The sequence below is a fragment of the Streptomyces sp. NPDC050388 genome (assembly GCF_040655635.1).
Taxonomy (GTDB): Bacteria; Actinomycetota; Actinomycetes; order Streptomycetales; family Streptomycetaceae; genus Streptomyces.
Genome location: NZ_JBFAKH010000070.1, coordinates 24,547 through 40,698, shown reverse-complemented (window position 1 = coordinate 40,698; position 16,152 = coordinate 24,547). Strand labels below are relative to the sequence as shown.

Annotated in this window: 12 protein-coding genes; 5 read left to right on the top strand and 7 right to left on the bottom strand. The window is 70.8% G+C overall.

The genetic code is table 11. From position 1 onward, the window contains the following. Positions 1–152: 152 nt before the first annotated feature. On the top strand, positions 153–518 hold the full coding sequence (locus AB0I73_RS30855; RefSeq protein WP_363042862.1) for a four-helix bundle copper-binding protein: 366 nt from the start codon (positions 153–155) through the stop codon (positions 516–518). A gap of 69 nt (positions 519–587) precedes the next feature. Here AB0I73_RS30855 and AB0I73_RS30850 read toward each other — a convergent pair whose 3' ends face one another. Beyond that, a complete protein-coding gene (locus tag AB0I73_RS30850) occupies positions 588–1,862 on the bottom strand; it encodes an LCP family protein (RefSeq protein WP_363042860.1) in 1,275 nt (424 codons plus the stop codon). A gap of 117 nt (positions 1,863–1,979) precedes the next feature. Between AB0I73_RS30850 and AB0I73_RS30845 the strand changes: the two genes are divergently transcribed. After that, positions 1,980–2,537, top strand: coding sequence for an acyl-CoA thioesterase (locus AB0I73_RS30845; protein WP_363042858.1), 558 nt, complete (start codon positions 1,980–1,982; stop codon positions 2,535–2,537). A gap of 98 nt (positions 2,538–2,635) precedes the next feature. Here AB0I73_RS30845 and AB0I73_RS30840 read toward each other — a convergent pair whose 3' ends face one another. Further along, positions 2,636–3,997, bottom strand: a complete 1,362-nt coding sequence (locus AB0I73_RS30840) for an LCP family protein (protein ID WP_363042856.1) — start codon at positions 3,995–3,997, stop codon at positions 2,636–2,638. Positions 3,998–4,290: 293 nt separating this feature from the next. Between AB0I73_RS30840 and AB0I73_RS30835 the strand changes: the two genes are divergently transcribed. Beyond that, positions 4,291–5,328: a glycosyltransferase family 2 protein gene (locus AB0I73_RS30835; RefSeq protein ID WP_363042854.1), complete on the top strand. Its 1,038-nt coding sequence runs from the start codon at positions 4,291–4,293 to the stop codon at positions 5,326–5,328. A gap of 61 nt (positions 5,329–5,389) precedes the next feature. Here the strand turns inward: AB0I73_RS30835 and AB0I73_RS30830 are convergent, their stop codons facing one another. The 5 genes from AB0I73_RS30830 to AB0I73_RS30810 all read right to left on the bottom strand — a co-directional run bounded on the left by AB0I73_RS30830 (position 5,390) and on the right by AB0I73_RS30810 (position 13,446). Continuing rightward, positions 5,390–7,012, bottom strand: coding sequence for an LCP family protein (locus tag AB0I73_RS30830; protein WP_363042852.1), 1,623 nt, complete (start codon positions 7,010–7,012; stop codon positions 5,390–5,392). 152 nt (positions 7,013–7,164) lie between these two features. Beyond that, positions 7,165–8,877, bottom strand: coding sequence for an LCP family protein (locus tag AB0I73_RS30825; RefSeq protein ID WP_363042850.1), 1,713 nt, complete (start codon positions 8,875–8,877; stop codon positions 7,165–7,167). A 281-nt stretch (positions 8,878–9,158) separates the two neighbouring features. Further along, positions 9,159–10,961, bottom strand: coding sequence for an LCP family protein (locus AB0I73_RS30820; protein ID WP_363042848.1), 1,803 nt, complete (start codon positions 10,959–10,961; stop codon positions 9,159–9,161). 239 nt (positions 10,962–11,200) lie between these two features. After that, positions 11,201–12,478, bottom strand: a complete 1,278-nt coding sequence (locus AB0I73_RS30815; protein WP_363042846.1) for an LCP family protein — start codon at positions 12,476–12,478, stop codon at positions 11,201–11,203. Positions 12,479–12,690: 212 nt separating this feature from the next. Further along, positions 12,691–13,446 (bottom strand): TIGR03089 family protein, encoded by a 756-nt coding sequence (locus AB0I73_RS30810; protein WP_363042844.1) that lies wholly within the window; start codon positions 13,444–13,446, stop codon positions 12,691–12,693. A gap of 129 nt (positions 13,447–13,575) precedes the next feature. Between AB0I73_RS30810 and AB0I73_RS30805 the strand changes: the two genes are divergently transcribed. Then, positions 13,576–14,904: a peptidoglycan recognition protein gene (locus tag AB0I73_RS30805; protein WP_363042842.1), complete on the top strand. Its 1,329-nt coding sequence runs from the start codon at positions 13,576–13,578 to the stop codon at positions 14,902–14,904. 131 nt (positions 14,905–15,035) lie between these two features. After that, complete coding sequence (locus AB0I73_RS30800) at positions 15,036–16,118, top strand: NDP-sugar synthase (protein WP_363042840.1); 1,083 nt, start codon at positions 15,036–15,038, stop codon at positions 16,116–16,118. The last annotated feature ends 34 nt before the right edge of the window (positions 16,119–16,152 follow it).

The window sequence follows — 16,152 nt, the reverse complement described above, 5'->3', positions numbered from 1 at the left end:
TCTACGAGGGCACCAACCAGGTCCAGCGCATCGTCATGGCCCGCAACCTGCCGTGACGGCGGGTTGCGCCCCTCCTGTGGTGCTCATGGGGCGGCAGGCGTAGGACGGAGGGGCGGGGGAGGAATCCGGCCCTCGCCGCCCCGGGAGGAATCATGACCCAGCAGTCTGCCGCCACGACCCCGATGAGCAAGGAGATGCAGGACTGCGTCAACGCGTGCATGTCCTGCCACAGCATCTGCGAGGAGACCATGAGCTCCTGTCTGCAGATGACCGACCAGGCCCCCACGCAGATCATGCGGGCGCTCATGGACTGCTCCGAGATGACCCGCATGTGCGCCGACATGATGATGCGCCGCTCGCCGCTCGCCGCCGAGATGTGCGCGATGTGCGCCAAGGCCTGTGACCTGTGCGCCGAGGCGTGCATGTCCATGCCGGACGACGAGCGGATGACGCGCTGCGCGGAGTCCTGTCGCCGGTGTGCCGAGTCCTGCCGTGCCATGGCGGGCGCCACGATGTGACACCGCCCGGCACAGCCGCCGGACACAGCCGAGGGCGCCGTTCGCCGGTGCCCTCGGCCCGTTGTGGGGTCAGTTGCCCTTGACGGTGACCTTCTCGTCGTTGTTCAGCTGGGTCACCAGCTGCTTGACCTTCGCCTTGTCCCAGAGCAGGTTGCCGCCGGAGGAACCCGCGATGGGCATGTTCATGGAGGTGCCGTCGCCGCCGCTGACGCCCTTCATCGCCCAGAACATGCCGGCCAGGTCGAACAGGCCCATCTCCTCGTCGACGATCAGGGAGTCCAGGCCCGCGCCCATGGTCGGGTACAGCTTGAACGGGTTCAGGACCGTGCTCGGCGTCGCCACCTGGCTCGAGAGGGCGGAGAGGAACTTCTGCTGGTTCTTCGTACGGTCCAGGTCGGAGCCGGCCAGCGCGTACCGGGTGCGGACGAAGGCGAGGGCCTCCTCGCCGTTCAGGGTCTGCTTGCCCTTCTTGAAGTCGGCGCCGGACTTGGTGTCCTTGATGTCCTGCGGTATGTCCATCTCCACGCCGCCGACCGCGTCCACGATGTTCGCGAAGCCGGCGAAGCCGATCTCCACGTAGTGGTCGATGTGCAGGCCCGTGTTGAACTCGACCGTGCGGACCAGGAGTTCGGGGCCGTCCTCCGCGTACGCGGCGTTCAGCTTCACCTGCCGGCCCGTGCCCTGGAACGTCTTGCCGGACTCGGAGCCCTTGAAGGTGGGTATCTCCACGTTCGAGTCGCGGGGCAGCGAGATCAGGGTGGGACCGTTGCTGCCGGTGTGCAGGATCATCATCGAGTCCGTGCGCTTGCCCTCGGCGGACCCGGTGCGCAGCTTCTTCTTCTGCTCGTCGGTCAGCCCGGCCCGGCTGTCGGAGCCGACGATCAGGTAGTTCGTGCCCTCGCCCGCCTCCGGCCGGTCGATGACGATGGACAGGTCGACCTCGCGGTTGAGCTTGGAGTCGGCCCAGAAGTAGGTGCCGACGGTCGTCACGACCAGCAGCGTCGCGACCGTGATCGCCGTCAGCTTGATGCGACGGCGCCAGTCCGGCGCGGGACCGCTCGCGTAACGGCCGTCGTCGCCCGGTCCGCCGTGGCCGCCCCCGGCGGGGGACCCGTAGACCTGGCCGGTGTTGTAACCGCTGTCGTAGCCGCCGTGCCCGCGGCCGTCCACGTACGACGCCTGCGGCGGCACTCCGCGGCCGTACGCCCCCTGGCCGGGCGGGACCGCCGAGCCGCGGCGGACCTGTCGCATGACGCGGGCGCTCTCGGGCTGCGCGCTCCCGCTTCCGCGTCCGTAGCGGGCGCCGCGGTCGTCCTGGGGCCATGCCTCGGGCCAGTTAGTCATGCGCAACAGTGTGCAGGTCCGGGCCGCGTGCCGTACCAGTCACCGGGAAATAACAGCAGCGCTGTTGCCAAGCTGACACAAATTCCCCGGATGCGACCTCGGCATAAGGTGGAGGCCATGACAGATCAGGCTCCAGCCGCACCCACGGAGAGTCCCGACATCCCGGGCAAGCCCACCTCGGCGTCGCGGACGACCCTCAGCCACATCATGACCCACAACGACACCAACCTGCTGGGTACGGTGCACGGCGGCGTGATCATGAAACTGGTCGACGACGCGGCGGGCGCGGTCGCCGGCCGCCACTCCGGAGGACCCGCCGTCACCGCCTCCATGGACGAGATGGCCTTCCTGGAGCCGGTCCGCGTCGGCGACCTGGTCCATGTGAAGGCCCAGGTCAACTGGGCCGGCCGGACGTCCATGGAGATCGGCGTGCGGGTCCTGGCCGAGCGCTGGAACGAGTCCGCCCCGCCCACCCAGGTCGGCTCCGCCTACCTCGTCTTCGCGGCCGTCGACGCCGACGGCAAGCCGCGCCGGGTGCCGCCGGTGATACCGGAGACCGAGCGGGACCGGCGCCGCAGCCAGGAGGCCCAGATCCGCCGCACCCACCGCCTGGCCCGTCGCCGCGCCATCATGGAGCTGCGCGAGAAGCGGGCGGCGGACGGGATCTCCGACTGACCTGACTGACCTGACTGACTCGAGCGACCCGGCCGATCCGACCGGTCCCACGTCCCGCGTGCCCGCTTCCCGCGGCCCCGCGCACCTCCGTCGCGGTCCTACGAGCACCCTGCCTCGTCGCCCCGCACCACTCCGAACTCGTCCTTCCCGGGGTCCTCGGCCCGGACCTTGCGGACCTTCTCGAAGTCGCTGCCGGCGATCACCTTCAGGGTGGCGCCCTGGCCCTTCACCGCACGCAGTTCACTGCCCGGCAGGGCTGCGGCGAGGGACTTCGCGGAGCGGTCCCAGCGGGGATCGTGGGCGACGACGGTCCGCCGTACGGAGCGGTCCGCCGCGTTGACGGGGGCGCGGGTGGTGTTGAAGCCGGTCGCCGCGAGTGCCGCGTCCACGCGGCGGCCGAGCCCCTGGATCCCGGTGCCGTTCTCGACCTGGACGTGGATCTGCCGGGGGTCCACCGGGACGCGCAGCGCCGCGTCGGGCGAGGAGTGCGTGGAGAGCGGCTTGTCCTCGCGCAGCGCCTCGAAGATGCGCTGCGACTTCTCGGGGTGCCACTTCAGGGTCGAGCCGAGGCCCTCGACCGCGACCCCCGTCCTCGCGAGCGGCACGGTGGTGAACTCGGAGGAGGAGGGCGAGAAGTTCCGCATCGCCCGCCCCAGGTCCAGCAGTTCGTCGGTGCCGAAGCCCTTGTCGGCGCGGACCGAACCGAGCACCGCGCGGGTCACGTCCCGGAACTTCATCGGGTTCAGCAGGACCCCGGAGGACGTGGCCCGGTCCACCAGCGCCGCCATGAAGCGCTGCTGGCGTTTCATCCGGCCGAGGTCGGCGGCGCCGTCGACGTACCGGGCGCGTACGTACTGCAGGGCCTCGCCGCCCCGCAGGGTGTGCCGGCCGGCGGGCAGGTCGAGGCCGGTGTGGCTGTCCTTCAGCGGTTCGGTGGTGCACAGCTCGACACCGCCGACCACGTCGACGGTCTTCATGAAGCTGGTGAAATCGAGCTCCAGGTAGTGGTCGATCTTCACCCGGGTCATCTTCTCCACCGTGCGCACGGTCAGCTGCGGCCCGCCCTCCGCGTACGCCGCGTTCAGTTTGACGGGGTGCCCCTCGTGCTCCTCGCCGCTCACCCGGTCGGTGTGCGGGGGCGTCATGGCGTACGAGTCGCGCGGCAGGCTGACGACGCTGGCCCGCTCCCGGTCCTCCGAGATGTGCACGATCATGATGGTGTCGGTGCAGTTGCAGGGCGCCCCGCCGAGCCGGTACTTCCGCCGCTGCTCCTCGTCGAGCTTCTCGCGGCCGTCCGTGCCGACGAGGAGGACGTTCATGCCGTGGCCCGCCTCGGGACGGTTCTTCATGTCCCGGAACGGGTCGACCCGGTCGATCCCCGAGTCGAGGCTGGTGACCACCGCGTGCCCGATCCCGGCGGAGGCGAGCACCACGACCGACAGCGTGGTCACCGCCCGCATGCCCCAGCGGGGCTTCCGGCGCCCCACCGGTCTCGGCCCGCCCCGGCCGGGCGGTCGCGGACGGCGCTGCGGCCCGGTGCGGGGGCGCGGGCGGGGGCGGGGGGACGGTGGCTGCGGGGGCAAAAGGAGGACACCTCCGGACGAGGGCCGTACGAGGGCCGCGGGACCGTACGGGGCCGTACGGAGCCGTGCCCGGGATCCCGAGCACCGTAGGCCGATACGATCTGCGGCCCGGCGCAGCCGCACCCGGCGCGCGCAGCGCTGTCCCCCGTTCGCGGTAACGTGAGGCCCCTATGAACGCCAATCCCGACGTGCGGCACCCCGCCGTTTCCGTGATCATGCCCGTCCTCAACGAGGAAAGGTATCTGCGTGGCGCCGTCCACGCGATCCTCGCCCAGGAGTACGCCGGCGAGATGGAGGTCGTGATCGCCCTCGGTCCGTCCACGGACCGCACGGACGAGATCGCCGCCGAACTCGTGGCCGAGGACCCGCGGGTGCGTACCGTGCCCAACCCGACCGGTCGCACCCCGGCCGCCCTCAACGCGGCGATCAAGGCCTCGCGCCATCCGGTCGTGGTCCGCGTCGACGGGCACGGGATGCTCTCGCCGGGCTACATCACCACCGCGGTACGGCTCCTCGAGGAGACCGGCGCGCAGAACGTCGGCGGCATCATGCACGCCGAGGGGGAGAACGACTGGGAGCGCGCGGTCGCCGCCGCGATGACCTCGCGGATAGGCGTCGGCAACGCGGCCTTCCACACCGGTGGCGCGGCGGGCCCCGCCGAGACCGTCTACCTCGGGGTGTTCCGGCGCGAGGCGCTGGAGCGGCAGGGCGGCTACAACGTGGAGTTCATCCGCGCCCAGGACTGGGAGCTGAACTTCCGTATCCGCGAGGCCGGTGGGCTGGTCTGGTTCTCGCCGGAGCTGAAGGTGTCGTACCGGCCCCGGCCGAGCGTGCGGGCGCTGGCCAAGCAGTACAAGGACTACGGCCGTTGGCGGCACGTCGTCGCCCGCTACCACTCCGGTTCCATCAACCTGCGGTACCTGGCCCCGCCGGCCGCGGTGTGCGCGATCGCGGCCGGAACCGTGGTGGGCGCGGCGCTCACGCCGTGGGGCTTCGTGGTGCCCGGCGGGTACCTCGCGGCGATCGTGCTGGGCTCCGTACCCGCCGGCAAGGGGCTGCCGCTGAAGGCGCGGCTGCGGATACCGGTGGCGCTGGGCACCATGCACATGTCGTGGGGCTGGGGCTTCCTGACCAGCCCGCGCTCGCTCGCGAAGAAGGTCATCGCCTCCCGTCGGCCCGCGGTCCACGCGGACGCCCCTGCCACCTGACCCGCCTTCACCGCGGACACCGCAGGGCCCCTTCCCGCGCGCGGGAAGGGGCCCTGCCGTGTCAGGACCAGGTGAACGCCGGATTGACCTTCATGCAGGCCGTGTCGTCCGCGCCGTTGAGGGCCTCGGCCGACTCGGGGGTGGTGTCGTCCTGTTCGGGGGCCTCGTACGTCGTCCCCTCACGCCAGTCGGCGCCCACGACGAGCGTGACCCCGGAGACGTCGGTGGACCGCCGCACCGCACTCTCCGGAATGCCCAGGACCTCGGCGACGCGATGCGCGTCGCCCTCCAGGTCGGCGCTCGGGTACTGCACCACCGTCCGCTCCCTGCCGAGGGAACCGGCGGTACCGGCGAACGCACCGGTGAAGCCCTTCTCCCGCAGGATTCCGGTCACGGTGCTCGCGCGGTCGGGCGCCGCGGCCAGGGCGTCGGTGCGGGTGCCGTTGACGACCTGGACCGCGATCCGGGCGTCGGGGGCGGCCGGTTCGGTGGACGTGGCCTTCTCCTCGGCCTCCGTCGGCTTCTCGTCCTTGCCGTCCAGCGCGATGTCCTCGCGGACCAGCCGGAAGAGCTGCTCGGCGTCCTCGGTCGGCTCCACCCGGGCGCCCACGTACCGGTTCGGCATCGTGGTCATGGTGACGCGCTCCGGCTCCACCTTGCGCAGCTCGGTGCTGAGGTCGTACAGCTTCTTGACGGTGTCGAGGCCGGGGTCGACGGTGAGCGCCCGGGTGGCCTCCTCGGCCAGCCTGCGCAGCTTGTTGGGGCTGCTCAGGGTGGCGTTCTCCCGCAGTTCCCGGACCAGTGAGTTCATGTACATGTGCTGGGCCTTGGCGCGGGCGAGGTCGCTGCCGTCCCCGAAGCCGTAGCGCGTACGCAGCCACTGCAGGGCCTGCTTGCCCTTGACCGGGTGGGTGCCCTCGGGCAGCTTCAGCCCGGAGCCGTGGCCCTTGCTGTCGCGGGAGAGGATGTTGGCGTCCACGCACACCGGGACACCGCCGACGGCGTCCGCCATGGCGACCACGCCGGCGAAGTCGACCATGACGAAGTGGTCGATGTGGATGCCGGTGAGCTCCTGCCAGGTGGCCACGGTGCAGCCCGGACCGCCGTGCCCGAGGCTCTGGTTGGTCATGGTCCGCCCCTTGCTCGCCTCGTACACGGTCCCGTCTTCGGGGTCGGTGCACTGGGGGATCTGGACGAGGGTGTCGCGGGGCATGCTGATCACGGACATGTTGGTCCGGTCGGCGGACAGGTGCAGCAGCATCTGCACATCGGCCAGCGGTGTCGAGCCGAACGTCTCCCGGGCGCCGCCGAGTTGCTGGTTCTCCTCGCTGTCCCGTGCGTCGGAGCCGATCAGCAGGATGTTCAACGGGGTCTGTCCGGCGGCGTTCGGCGTCGGCTCGGCGACCTTGTGGTCGCCCAGGTTCAGCGGGTTCTGCTTGATGTTGCCGTTCAGGTGCCGGTAGTAGACGTAGCCGGCTCCGGCCGAGCCGATGAGGAGCAGCGCGAGGACCGCCGCGAACCACTTGAGCACCCGGCGCCGCGGGCGGTGGCCGCCGTCCGCGCCGGACGCCGGTATGTCCCCGCCGTCGCCGTCGGACGCTTTGTCGGCCGGGCCGCCGGCCGAGCCGTCCTCCGGCTCACGCCGGTCGTCGCGGAGTGTCCTCCGTGCGGCGCTCTGCGTCACTGCCGCCGTCCTCCCCACCCCTGGTACTCCTCGCGTCATGGAACAAGGCCCGTCCTGCGTTGTGTTAGACGCACGAAGGGCCCGTCAGTTGCGCGCGGAGCGCAACCGATTCAACAACTTTTGGTGAGGGTTCGCACTCGCTCGGCTGAACGTCAGCTCGCGCACTCCACCTTGTCGGCCGTGGACTTCTCCACGTCCGGCGCCCCGGCCGCGGAGCCGTCGAGCTGTGCCCCGGCGTCCGTGAAGTCCTCGCCGAGGGTCAGTGTCATGGTGGGCAGTCCCTGGGCGTTGGTGGCGCTCTTGCCGGGTTTCATCCCGGAGCCGGACAGGCCGAGGATGTCGGCGAGGCGGCGGGCCTGGTCGGCCTGGTCGGGCGCGTACTCGAGGGTGGTCTTCTTCAGTGTCTTCGGGGCGTTGCCGGCGTTCTCCGACTTGCTGACGCCCTCCTCGAGCTGGAGCCGGTTGAGCATGTCCTGGGCGCTGCCCGACGGGGCGCCGCCGTTGAAGACCCGCACCCGGACCTCGGAGGCCTCTGCTTTGGGGCCCTTGAGGCGGGCGGCGACGGCGGTCTTCTTCTCCTTCTTCTCCTGCTGCTCGACCTCGGTCAGCGACACGTCGTTCGCGATCGCCGCGAAGAGCTGGGGTGCCTTGGCCTCGTCGAGGACGACGGTGGCCTTCACCGTCTCCGCGGGGTTGTCCCTCACCGGGACCGTGGTGAAGGAGATGTTCTTCGTCGGTACTTTCTTCAGCTCCAGGGCGACGTCCTTGAGCGTGCTCACCTTGCCGATACCGGTGTCCACGGTCAGCGCGTCGGTGGCGGCCTCGGCCAGCTTCACCAGCCTGGTGGGACTGGTGAGGGTGTCGCTGGAGGACATCTTGCGCATCAGCGAGGCCAGGAAGTGCTGCTGCACCTTGATCCGGTCGAGGTCGCCCTCGTTGCCGAAGCTGTGCCGGGTACGGACGAAGGCGAGGGCGTCCTCGCCCGCCACCGTCGACTCGCCCGCCGGCAGCTTCAGCTTCGACTGCTTGTCGTCGACGGCGTGTTCCAGGCACACCTTGACGCCGTCGACCGCCGTGGTGAGGGTCTTGACCGCGTTGAAGTCGGCCATCATGAAATGGTCGACGGAGATGCCGGTGGCCTCCTCCACGGTGCGCATCGTGCAGCCCGGGTCCCGGCCGCCCTCGCCGAGGCTGCGGTTGAACCGGGCGCCCTGCAGCCCCGGGATCACCTTCTCCGTCCCGTCCTCCAGCTTCGTCGGGCAGTCGGGGATGTCGACGATGAGGTCGCGCGGGATGCTGAGCGCGGTGGCGTTGGTGCGGTCCTCGGAGACGTGCAGCAGGATCGTGGTGTCCGCGTGTCCGGCGCTGTTCTTGTCGCCGTAGCCCTCGTTGCCGGAGCCGGTGCGCTTGTCGGTGCCGAGGACCAGGATGTTGAAGGCCTCGTCCTTGCTGAAGTTGCTCGAGCCCGCGTCGCCGACGTCGGTCGTGTGGACGTTGCCTTCGAGGTGCTTCAGGTAGACGTAGCCGGCCGTGCCGGTGGCGAGCACCACGAACGCCATCGTCCCGCCCGCCCACAGCAGGGCCTTCCTCGCCCTCGGCCTCCGCTGCGCCGGCCGGTCGCCGCGCCGTCCGGGCGGCGCCTCGGGGGCACCGCGCCGCCGCGGAGGCGGGACCTCACGGCCGGGCGCCCGGGTGCGGCCGGGCGCGGCATCGTACGCGTGGTGGCCGCTGTGGCGGGGGCCCGGGACGGGTGACTGCGGTGCGGAGGGGCCCAGTCGCAGTTCGTATTCACCGGTGGCCGGGTTGAGTATCCATTGGTCTGCGGGGTCGACGTTGTCCGCCCGCCCACGGCTCTGCGCGTCCACGCTCGTCCGAATCCTCCGTCCGGGCCACGCGGCATCCTCCCCCTCCAGAGGGTGTCCGCGCGTACTGGTCACCACCGTGCGCGACGCCAGGACGGTCCTCGCGGCCGGGGCACTGGAGCGTTCACATTAGCCGCCCGCCTGAGCGAGAAGTGGCTTCAGTGACGAATTCCTCGTCTCCAGAACGGGGCAAACCGCCCTATTGGGTGGGGAAATGGCGCTGTCGGCTCCCTGCCTGCCGTAGGACCCGCCCTACAGGGGCACCCGGTGGCCTGCCCGGCAGGTCACTCGGCGCACTCGACCTTGTCCGCCGTGGACGCGTCCTTGACGACTTCGTCCGGCGCCTTGGACGGAGTCGTCAAGGATATGCCCGCACCCTTGAAGTCCTCGCCGAGGGTCAGTGTCATGGTGGGCAGTCCCTGGGCGTTGGTGGCGCTCTTGCCGGGCTTCATTCCGGATCCGGACAGGCCGAGGATGTCGGCGAGGCGGCGGGCCTGGTCGGCCTGGTCGGGCGCGTACTCGAGGGTGGTCTTCTTCAGCGTCTCCGGGGCGTTCCCGGCGTTCTCCGACTTGCTGACGCCCTCCTCGAGCTGGAGCCAGTTGAGCATGTCCTGGGCGCTGCCCGACGGGGCGCCGCCGTTGAAGACCTGCACCCGCACCTCGGAGGCCTCTGCTTTGGGGCCCTTGAGGCGGGCGGCGACGGCGGCCTTCTCCTTCTTCTCCTGCTGCTTGACCTCGGTGAACGACACGTCGTTCTTGATCAGGTCGAACACCTGAGACGCCTTGGCCTCGTCGAGGACGACGGTCGCCTTCACCGTCTCCGCGGGGTTGTCCTTCACCGGCAGCGTGGTGAACGTCAGGTTCTTGACGTTGAGCTTGCCCAACTCCAGACCGAGGTCCTTCAGCTTGTTGATGCTGTCCAGCTGGGAGTCGACGGTGAGTGCCTCGGTGCCCGCCTCCGCCAGCTTGATCATCTTCGACGGGCTGGTGAGGGTGTCGCTGGACTTCAACTGCCGCATCAGCGCGCCGAGGAACTGCTGCTGCACCTTGATGCGGTCGAGGTCGCCCTTGTTGCCCCACGCCTTCCGGGTGCGGACGAAGGCCAGCGCCTGCTCGCCCTCGATGGTGTGGGGGCCGGCGGTCAGTTGGAGCTTGGAGTACGGGTCGTCGACGTCCTCGGCGACACAGACCTCGACCCCGCCGACCGCTGTGGTGAGCGTCTTGATCGCGTTGAAGTCCGCCACCATGAAGTTGTCCGGCTTGATCCCGGTCAGCTCGGTGACGGTCCGCATGGTACAGCTCGGTGTGCGTTCGTTCTGGCCGAGGCTGGTGTTGAAGCGGTTCCTGGTGCCCGGGATCACCTTCTGGGTCCCGTCCTCCAGCGTCGTGGGGCAGTCGGGGATGTCGACGATGAGGTCGCGCGGGATGCTGAGAGCGGTGGCGTTGGTGCGGTCCTTGGAGACGTGCAGCAGGAGCGTGGTGTCGGCGTGTCCGGCGCTGTTCTTGTCGCCGTAGCCCTCGTTGCCGGAGCCGGTGCGCTTGTCGGTGCCGATCAGCAGGATGTTGATGGCCTCGTCCTTCCGGAAGCCACCGGTGCTCGCGCCGTCGTCGGAGACGGTGTTGATGTTGTCGCTGAGGTGCTCCAGATACAGGTAGCCGCCCACGCCGGTGGCGAGCACCACGAACGCCATCGTCCCGCCCGTCCAGAGCAGGATCTTCTTCGCCTTCGACTTCTTCTTCACCGGACGGCGCCCGCGCCGGCCCGGCGGCTCCTCCGGCGCACCCCGGCGCCTGCGCGGCGACGGTGCCTCACTTTCAGCCGCCTCGGGTTCGGTCGCCCCGCGTTTGGCCGCCCTGCGGCCGGGAGGCCGCTCCGGCGCGCGTCCGGGCGCGTCGCCGCGACCACGCGGTGCGCCCGCGCCTTTGCCCGCACCCACGTCGGCGGGGCGCGGTCTACGAGGAGTGGGGACCGTCGACTGCGGTGCGGAATTGTTCAGTCGCAGTTCGTAATCGCCGGTGTCCGGGTTGAGTACCCACTGGTCTGCGGGGTCCATGTCGTTGCCCCGCCCACGGCCTTGCGCGTCCACGGTCGTTTGAGTCCTCCGTCGGTGCCACGCGGCGCCCTTCCCCTCCTGGGCGCCCGGTCGGTCACGCAGTGCGCGACTGCAGGACGAACCTCGGGTGCGCGCGCACCGGAGCGCTCACACTAACGGCACGGAATGACTTCCGGCGACGCCGGTGGCACATTCCATGTCCCTACAACTGGGCAATTCGCGCATATCCCTTGACATGACTTCGCAATCTTGGAGTCGACTGTGCGCCGGCTTTACGCGCAGCCGTCCTCGGCCGCCGTGTTCCCGGAGAATGTGGGCGTGGGGGAAGGGGACCCGGACGGTTCCGCAGATTCCTTCCGAGTGACCTTTCCGTCACTGTCCGTGCCGCTGTCGTCCGAATTCCCGGGCGGTGTGCCGGAGTCGGTTCCGGTGCCGGAGCCCTGTGCCGCCTCCTGTGCGACCGTCACCGAGGCGTCCCTGCGCAACCGCTCGAACAGCGCCTCCGCCTCGGGCTGGGCGAGTTGGTCCCGATGGGCGTCGGCGACATATGGCTCCCGCGGGACGGTGAGGAATTGCGTGTGCTCCGTGGGAATCTCGCGCAGCCCGCGGACGAGTTCGTACAAACCGCGCAGACTCGCCAGTTCCGGGTCGGTCGTCAGCGCCGAAGTGGCGGCGTCCAGAACGGGATACAGCTTCACCGGATTCAGTAGAACGTCATTGCCGCGGACCTTGTTGACGAGTGCCCCGAGGAACCGCTGCTGACGTTCCATACGGTGCGTGTCGCTGCCGTCACCGAGCGACTTGCGGGCGCGGACATAACCGAGGGCCTGTTCCCCGTTCAGCGTCACCCGGCCCGCGGGCAGTCTCAGTTTCGCCGCCTTGTCGTCGATGGGCTCGCGCAGGCACACCTCGACGCCGTCGACCGCCTCGACCATCTCCTTGAAACCGTGGAAGTCCACGACGATGTGATGGTCCACGCGAATGCCGGTGAGCTTCTCGACGGTGCGGATGGCGCAGGCCGAACCACCCCGCTGGAAGGCATGGTTGAACATCGCGAACACGGGCTCGGCACGGGTGCCGTCCCCGCGCAGGCAGCCCGGCACGGCCACCATCAGGTCACGGGGCAGGGACACGGCGGTGGCGCTGCGCCGGCCCGCCGACAGGTGCAGCAGGATCGCGGTGTCGGACCGCTCCGTCCCCGAGTCCCGGCCGTAGCGGCGGTTGTCGTCCCCGGAGCGCGAGTCCGAGCCGATCAGCAGGATGTTCCGGGCCTCCTTGACCAGCGCGGTGGGCCGTTCCTTCTCGAACCGCGTGAGTTCGGCCGCGGCCGCCTCGTCCGGCGTGATGTTCCCGTCGAGCTTCACGTACACCGCCCACCCGGTCCCGGCGGCCAGGGCGAGCAGCGTGACGAGACCGAGCCCGGTGCCCCGCACCCACCGTCGCCGCCTGCGCCGCGCCAGCCCCGTCCCGCTCGCCGAGGCCCCCGTCCCCGGCCCGAGGGCACGTCCGTCCCCCGCGCCCGCGGGGGACGCGCCTGCGGTGTCGCTCATGACCGGTCCACCCCTCACTGCGTACGGCGTGCGGTGGAAGCCGTACGTGCCGTGCGTGCCGCTGATACGACGATGACCCGGATGCGGGGCGGAGGCGGGCACTGCTGAGCCGTACGGGGGACGGGGCGCGGCGAACGGGGTGCGGCCCGGCGGGTTCGGTTCGGACGAGTCCGTCCGCGTCGAGCGGGGCCGGGGCGCGGCGAAGCCGCCCGCTAGCGGGAGATGACCGTGACCCGCTCGCTTTCGACGCGCTTGTCCAGGGCCCCGTCCCCGAGCCGGTCCAGGTGGCGGCACAACACCACCGAACCGCCGGTCGCCAGCGGCCCGTACAGGCCCGCGTGCAGTCCCTCCCACGTGTCGTACGGCAGGCCCGAGAGGATGCGCGAGCCCGGTCCGGTCAGCCCGAGGTCCGTGGCCTCCGCGCGGGCCCGTTCCACCACCTCGGCCCCGGTGAACTCCCGCCCCGCCGCGATCAGCGCCGGAGCCTCGGGGTCGACCGGCGCGTACGGCGCGAACCGGTCGCCCTGCCCCGGCACCTCCACGGCGTAGTCGGCGAAGCCCTCCGGAGGCTGCGGGAAGCGTCCCCCGAGCGGCTTGAGCGCCAGCGCGATCCGCGCGCCCGAGCACGCCCGCGCGGCCTCCAGCGAGTCCGGCCCGCTCACCACGACGTCGGCGGCCGCCGGGTCGCCGGACACGTCCGCGACCGCGCCCACCGACGCGCACGCCAGCAGCCACACGGCTGTCTGCCAGTGCGCGGGCAGCAGGAGGGACACGCGGTCGCCCGGCTCGGCGGACAGTTCGTCCTGGAGCAGGTTCGCGGTCTTGGCCACCCAGTTGGCGAAGGTGGCCACGGACAATTCGACGCGTTCGCCCGTGGCGTCGTCGTAGAAGGTCACCAGGGGGCGTCCCGGGTCCGCGGCGAGCGCGGAACCCAGCAGGTCGGCGGGGGTGCGGTCGGTGGCGTTCACCCGTGCAAGCGTACGCGGACGCGGCTGTGCGCACCGGGCGGCGGGGGCACCGGTTCGGTGGAACGGACCCCGACAGCCCGTCAATTCCCCGATGGACATATTTGTGTGACTATGTCCAAGATCAGGGGCATGCGTAGACTTCCTGCTTCCGCCATCGGTGTCACCTGCGCGACCGCTCTCGCGCTCCCCCTTGCGCCGTCCGCCGGCGCGGCGACCGCGGGACCGGGGCAGCCGACCCGGGTGGCTCCGCGTGCGGCGGTGACGGCCGGGTCCGGTACCACCGGCGGCACCGAGTCGCTGCCCCTGCAACCCCTCGACCCCGACCGTGCCTCCGGCGCCGCCACGTTCGGCCTGACCCCCCGGTCCGTAAGGAACTTCTCCCTCCTCGGCGTCGTCTGGGACGACCCCGCCGCCGCACTTCAGGGACGGGTCCAGGTCCGCACCCGCGCGGTCCGCACCGGCTCCTGGTCCGACTGGCGGGACGTCGAGGCCCACAACGCCGACCACGCGGCCGACCCCGGCACCTCCGACAGCGGGGAACGCGCCTCGAGCCGGGTCCGCGGCGCCACCGCACCGCTGTGGGTGGGTGACTCGGACGGAGTGGAGATCAGGGTCCTGGCGGAGCCCGGAAGCCCGGGGCACACCGGTACGGCCGCCGAGGACGCCGAGAACGCGGGGAACGCCGAGGACGCCGAGAACGCGGGGAACGCCGAGAACACAGCCCTGCCGCTGCCGTCCGGGATGCGCCTCGAACTCGTCGACCCCGGCGAGGGCACCCCGTCCGCAGACGGCGCGACGGGCGGCACCGGCGCGCAGCGGAAAGGAACGGTCGCGCGGCAGCGGGCGAATCCGTACGTCGGCCCGCGTCCCGACATCGTCACGCGGGCCGACTGGGGGGCGGACGAGAGCCTGCGGGCCGAGGGGTTCGTCTACACGGACGAGATCGATGCGGCCTTCGTGCACCACACCGCCTCCGGCAACGACTACACGTGCGAGGAGGCACCCTCGCTCATCCGTGGTATCTACCGCTACCACACGAAGAGCATGGGCTGGCGGGACATCGGCTACAACTTCCTCGTCGACAAGTGCGGAAAGGTCTACGAGGGCCGTGCCGGGGGAGTGGCGGAGCCGGTCCTGGGCGCCCACACTCTGGGGTTCAACTCCGACACCATGGGGGTGGCGGTTCTCGGCACGTACGACTCCACGGAACCGTCGGGCTCGGCGGTGAAGGGCGTCGCCCGGCTCACCGCGTGGAAGCTCGGGCTGTACGGCGTGGATCCGAACGCGGAGACATATCTGACGTCCGGCGGTGGCAATCTCTACGCAAAAGGAACGAAGGTACGACTGAACGTGATCTCCGGCCACCGGGACGGGTTCAACACCCTGTGCCCAGGGGGGAAGCTCTACGACCAGCTCGGCATCACCCGCTCCACGGCGGCCGGTTACCAGGGCCGCTGATCTGCGCGGAGCCGCCGGGCCGGGCCCCTTCCTGCCGGAGACACACCGTCGAAAGCGCTGTGGAACGGTCTGCATAAACTGGCCGGCCGAAAGACAGTTCGGCCGGTCCCGGCAGGAAGCAGAGACGACAGGTGACAGAAGCGATCCTCCTGGTCGGCGGCAAGGGCACGCGGTTGCGCCCGCTCACGGTGCACACACCGAAGCCCATGGTCCGGGCTGCCGGGGTGCCCTTCCTCACGCACCAGCTGGCGAGAGCGAGAGCGGCGGGCGTCGAGCACATCGTCCTGGCCACGTCCTATCTGGCCGAGGTCTTCGAACCGTACTTCGGCGACGGGTCGTCGCTGGGGCTCCACATCGAGTACGTGACGGAGGTGGAGCCGCTCGGCACGGGCGGCGCGATCCGCAACGTCGCCTCCCGGCTGCACTCCGGCCCGGACGAACCCGTGCTGATCTTCAACGGCGACATCCTCACGGGCCTGGACATCCGGGCGCTGGTGCGCACCCACGAGACGACGGGCGCGGACGTCTCGCTGCACCTGACGAAGGTGACCGACCCACGGGCGTACGGACTGGTGCCCACGGACGACACGGGCAGGGTCCTGGCGTTCCTGGAGAAGCCGCAGACGCCCGAGGAGATCGTCACCGACCAGATCAACGCGGGGGCGTACGTGTTCCGCCGCTCGGTCATCGACACGATCCCGACGGGCCGGCCGGTCTCGGTGGAGCGGGAGACGTTCCCGGGCCTGCTGTCGGCGGGGGCACACCTCCAGGGTCTGGTCGACTCCACGTACTGGCTGGACCTCGGTACCCCGGCCGCCTTCGTCCGCGGCTCCGCGGACCTGGTGCTGGGCCGCGCCCCGTCCCCGGCGGTCCCCGGCCGCTGCGGCGACCGGCTGGTCCTGCCGACGGCGACGGTGGCACCGGACGCCAAGCTGGCGGGCGGGACGGTGGTGGGCGAGGGCGCGTTCGTGGCGGAGGGCGCGCGCGTCTTCGGCAGCACGATCCTGCCGGGTGCGGTCATCGAACCCGGCGCGGTCGTCACCGACTCGCTGATCGGCACGCGCGCGCGGGTGGGGGAGCGGTCGGTCCTCACCGGGACGGTCATAGGCGACGGCGCGGTCATCGGCGCCCGCAACGAACTCCGGGACGGGGTGCGGGTGTGGTGCGACACGCGAATACCGGCGGGGGCGGTGCGGTTCTCCTCGGACGAGTAGCCGGGCGGAAACCGGCCCGGCCCGGCCCGGCCCG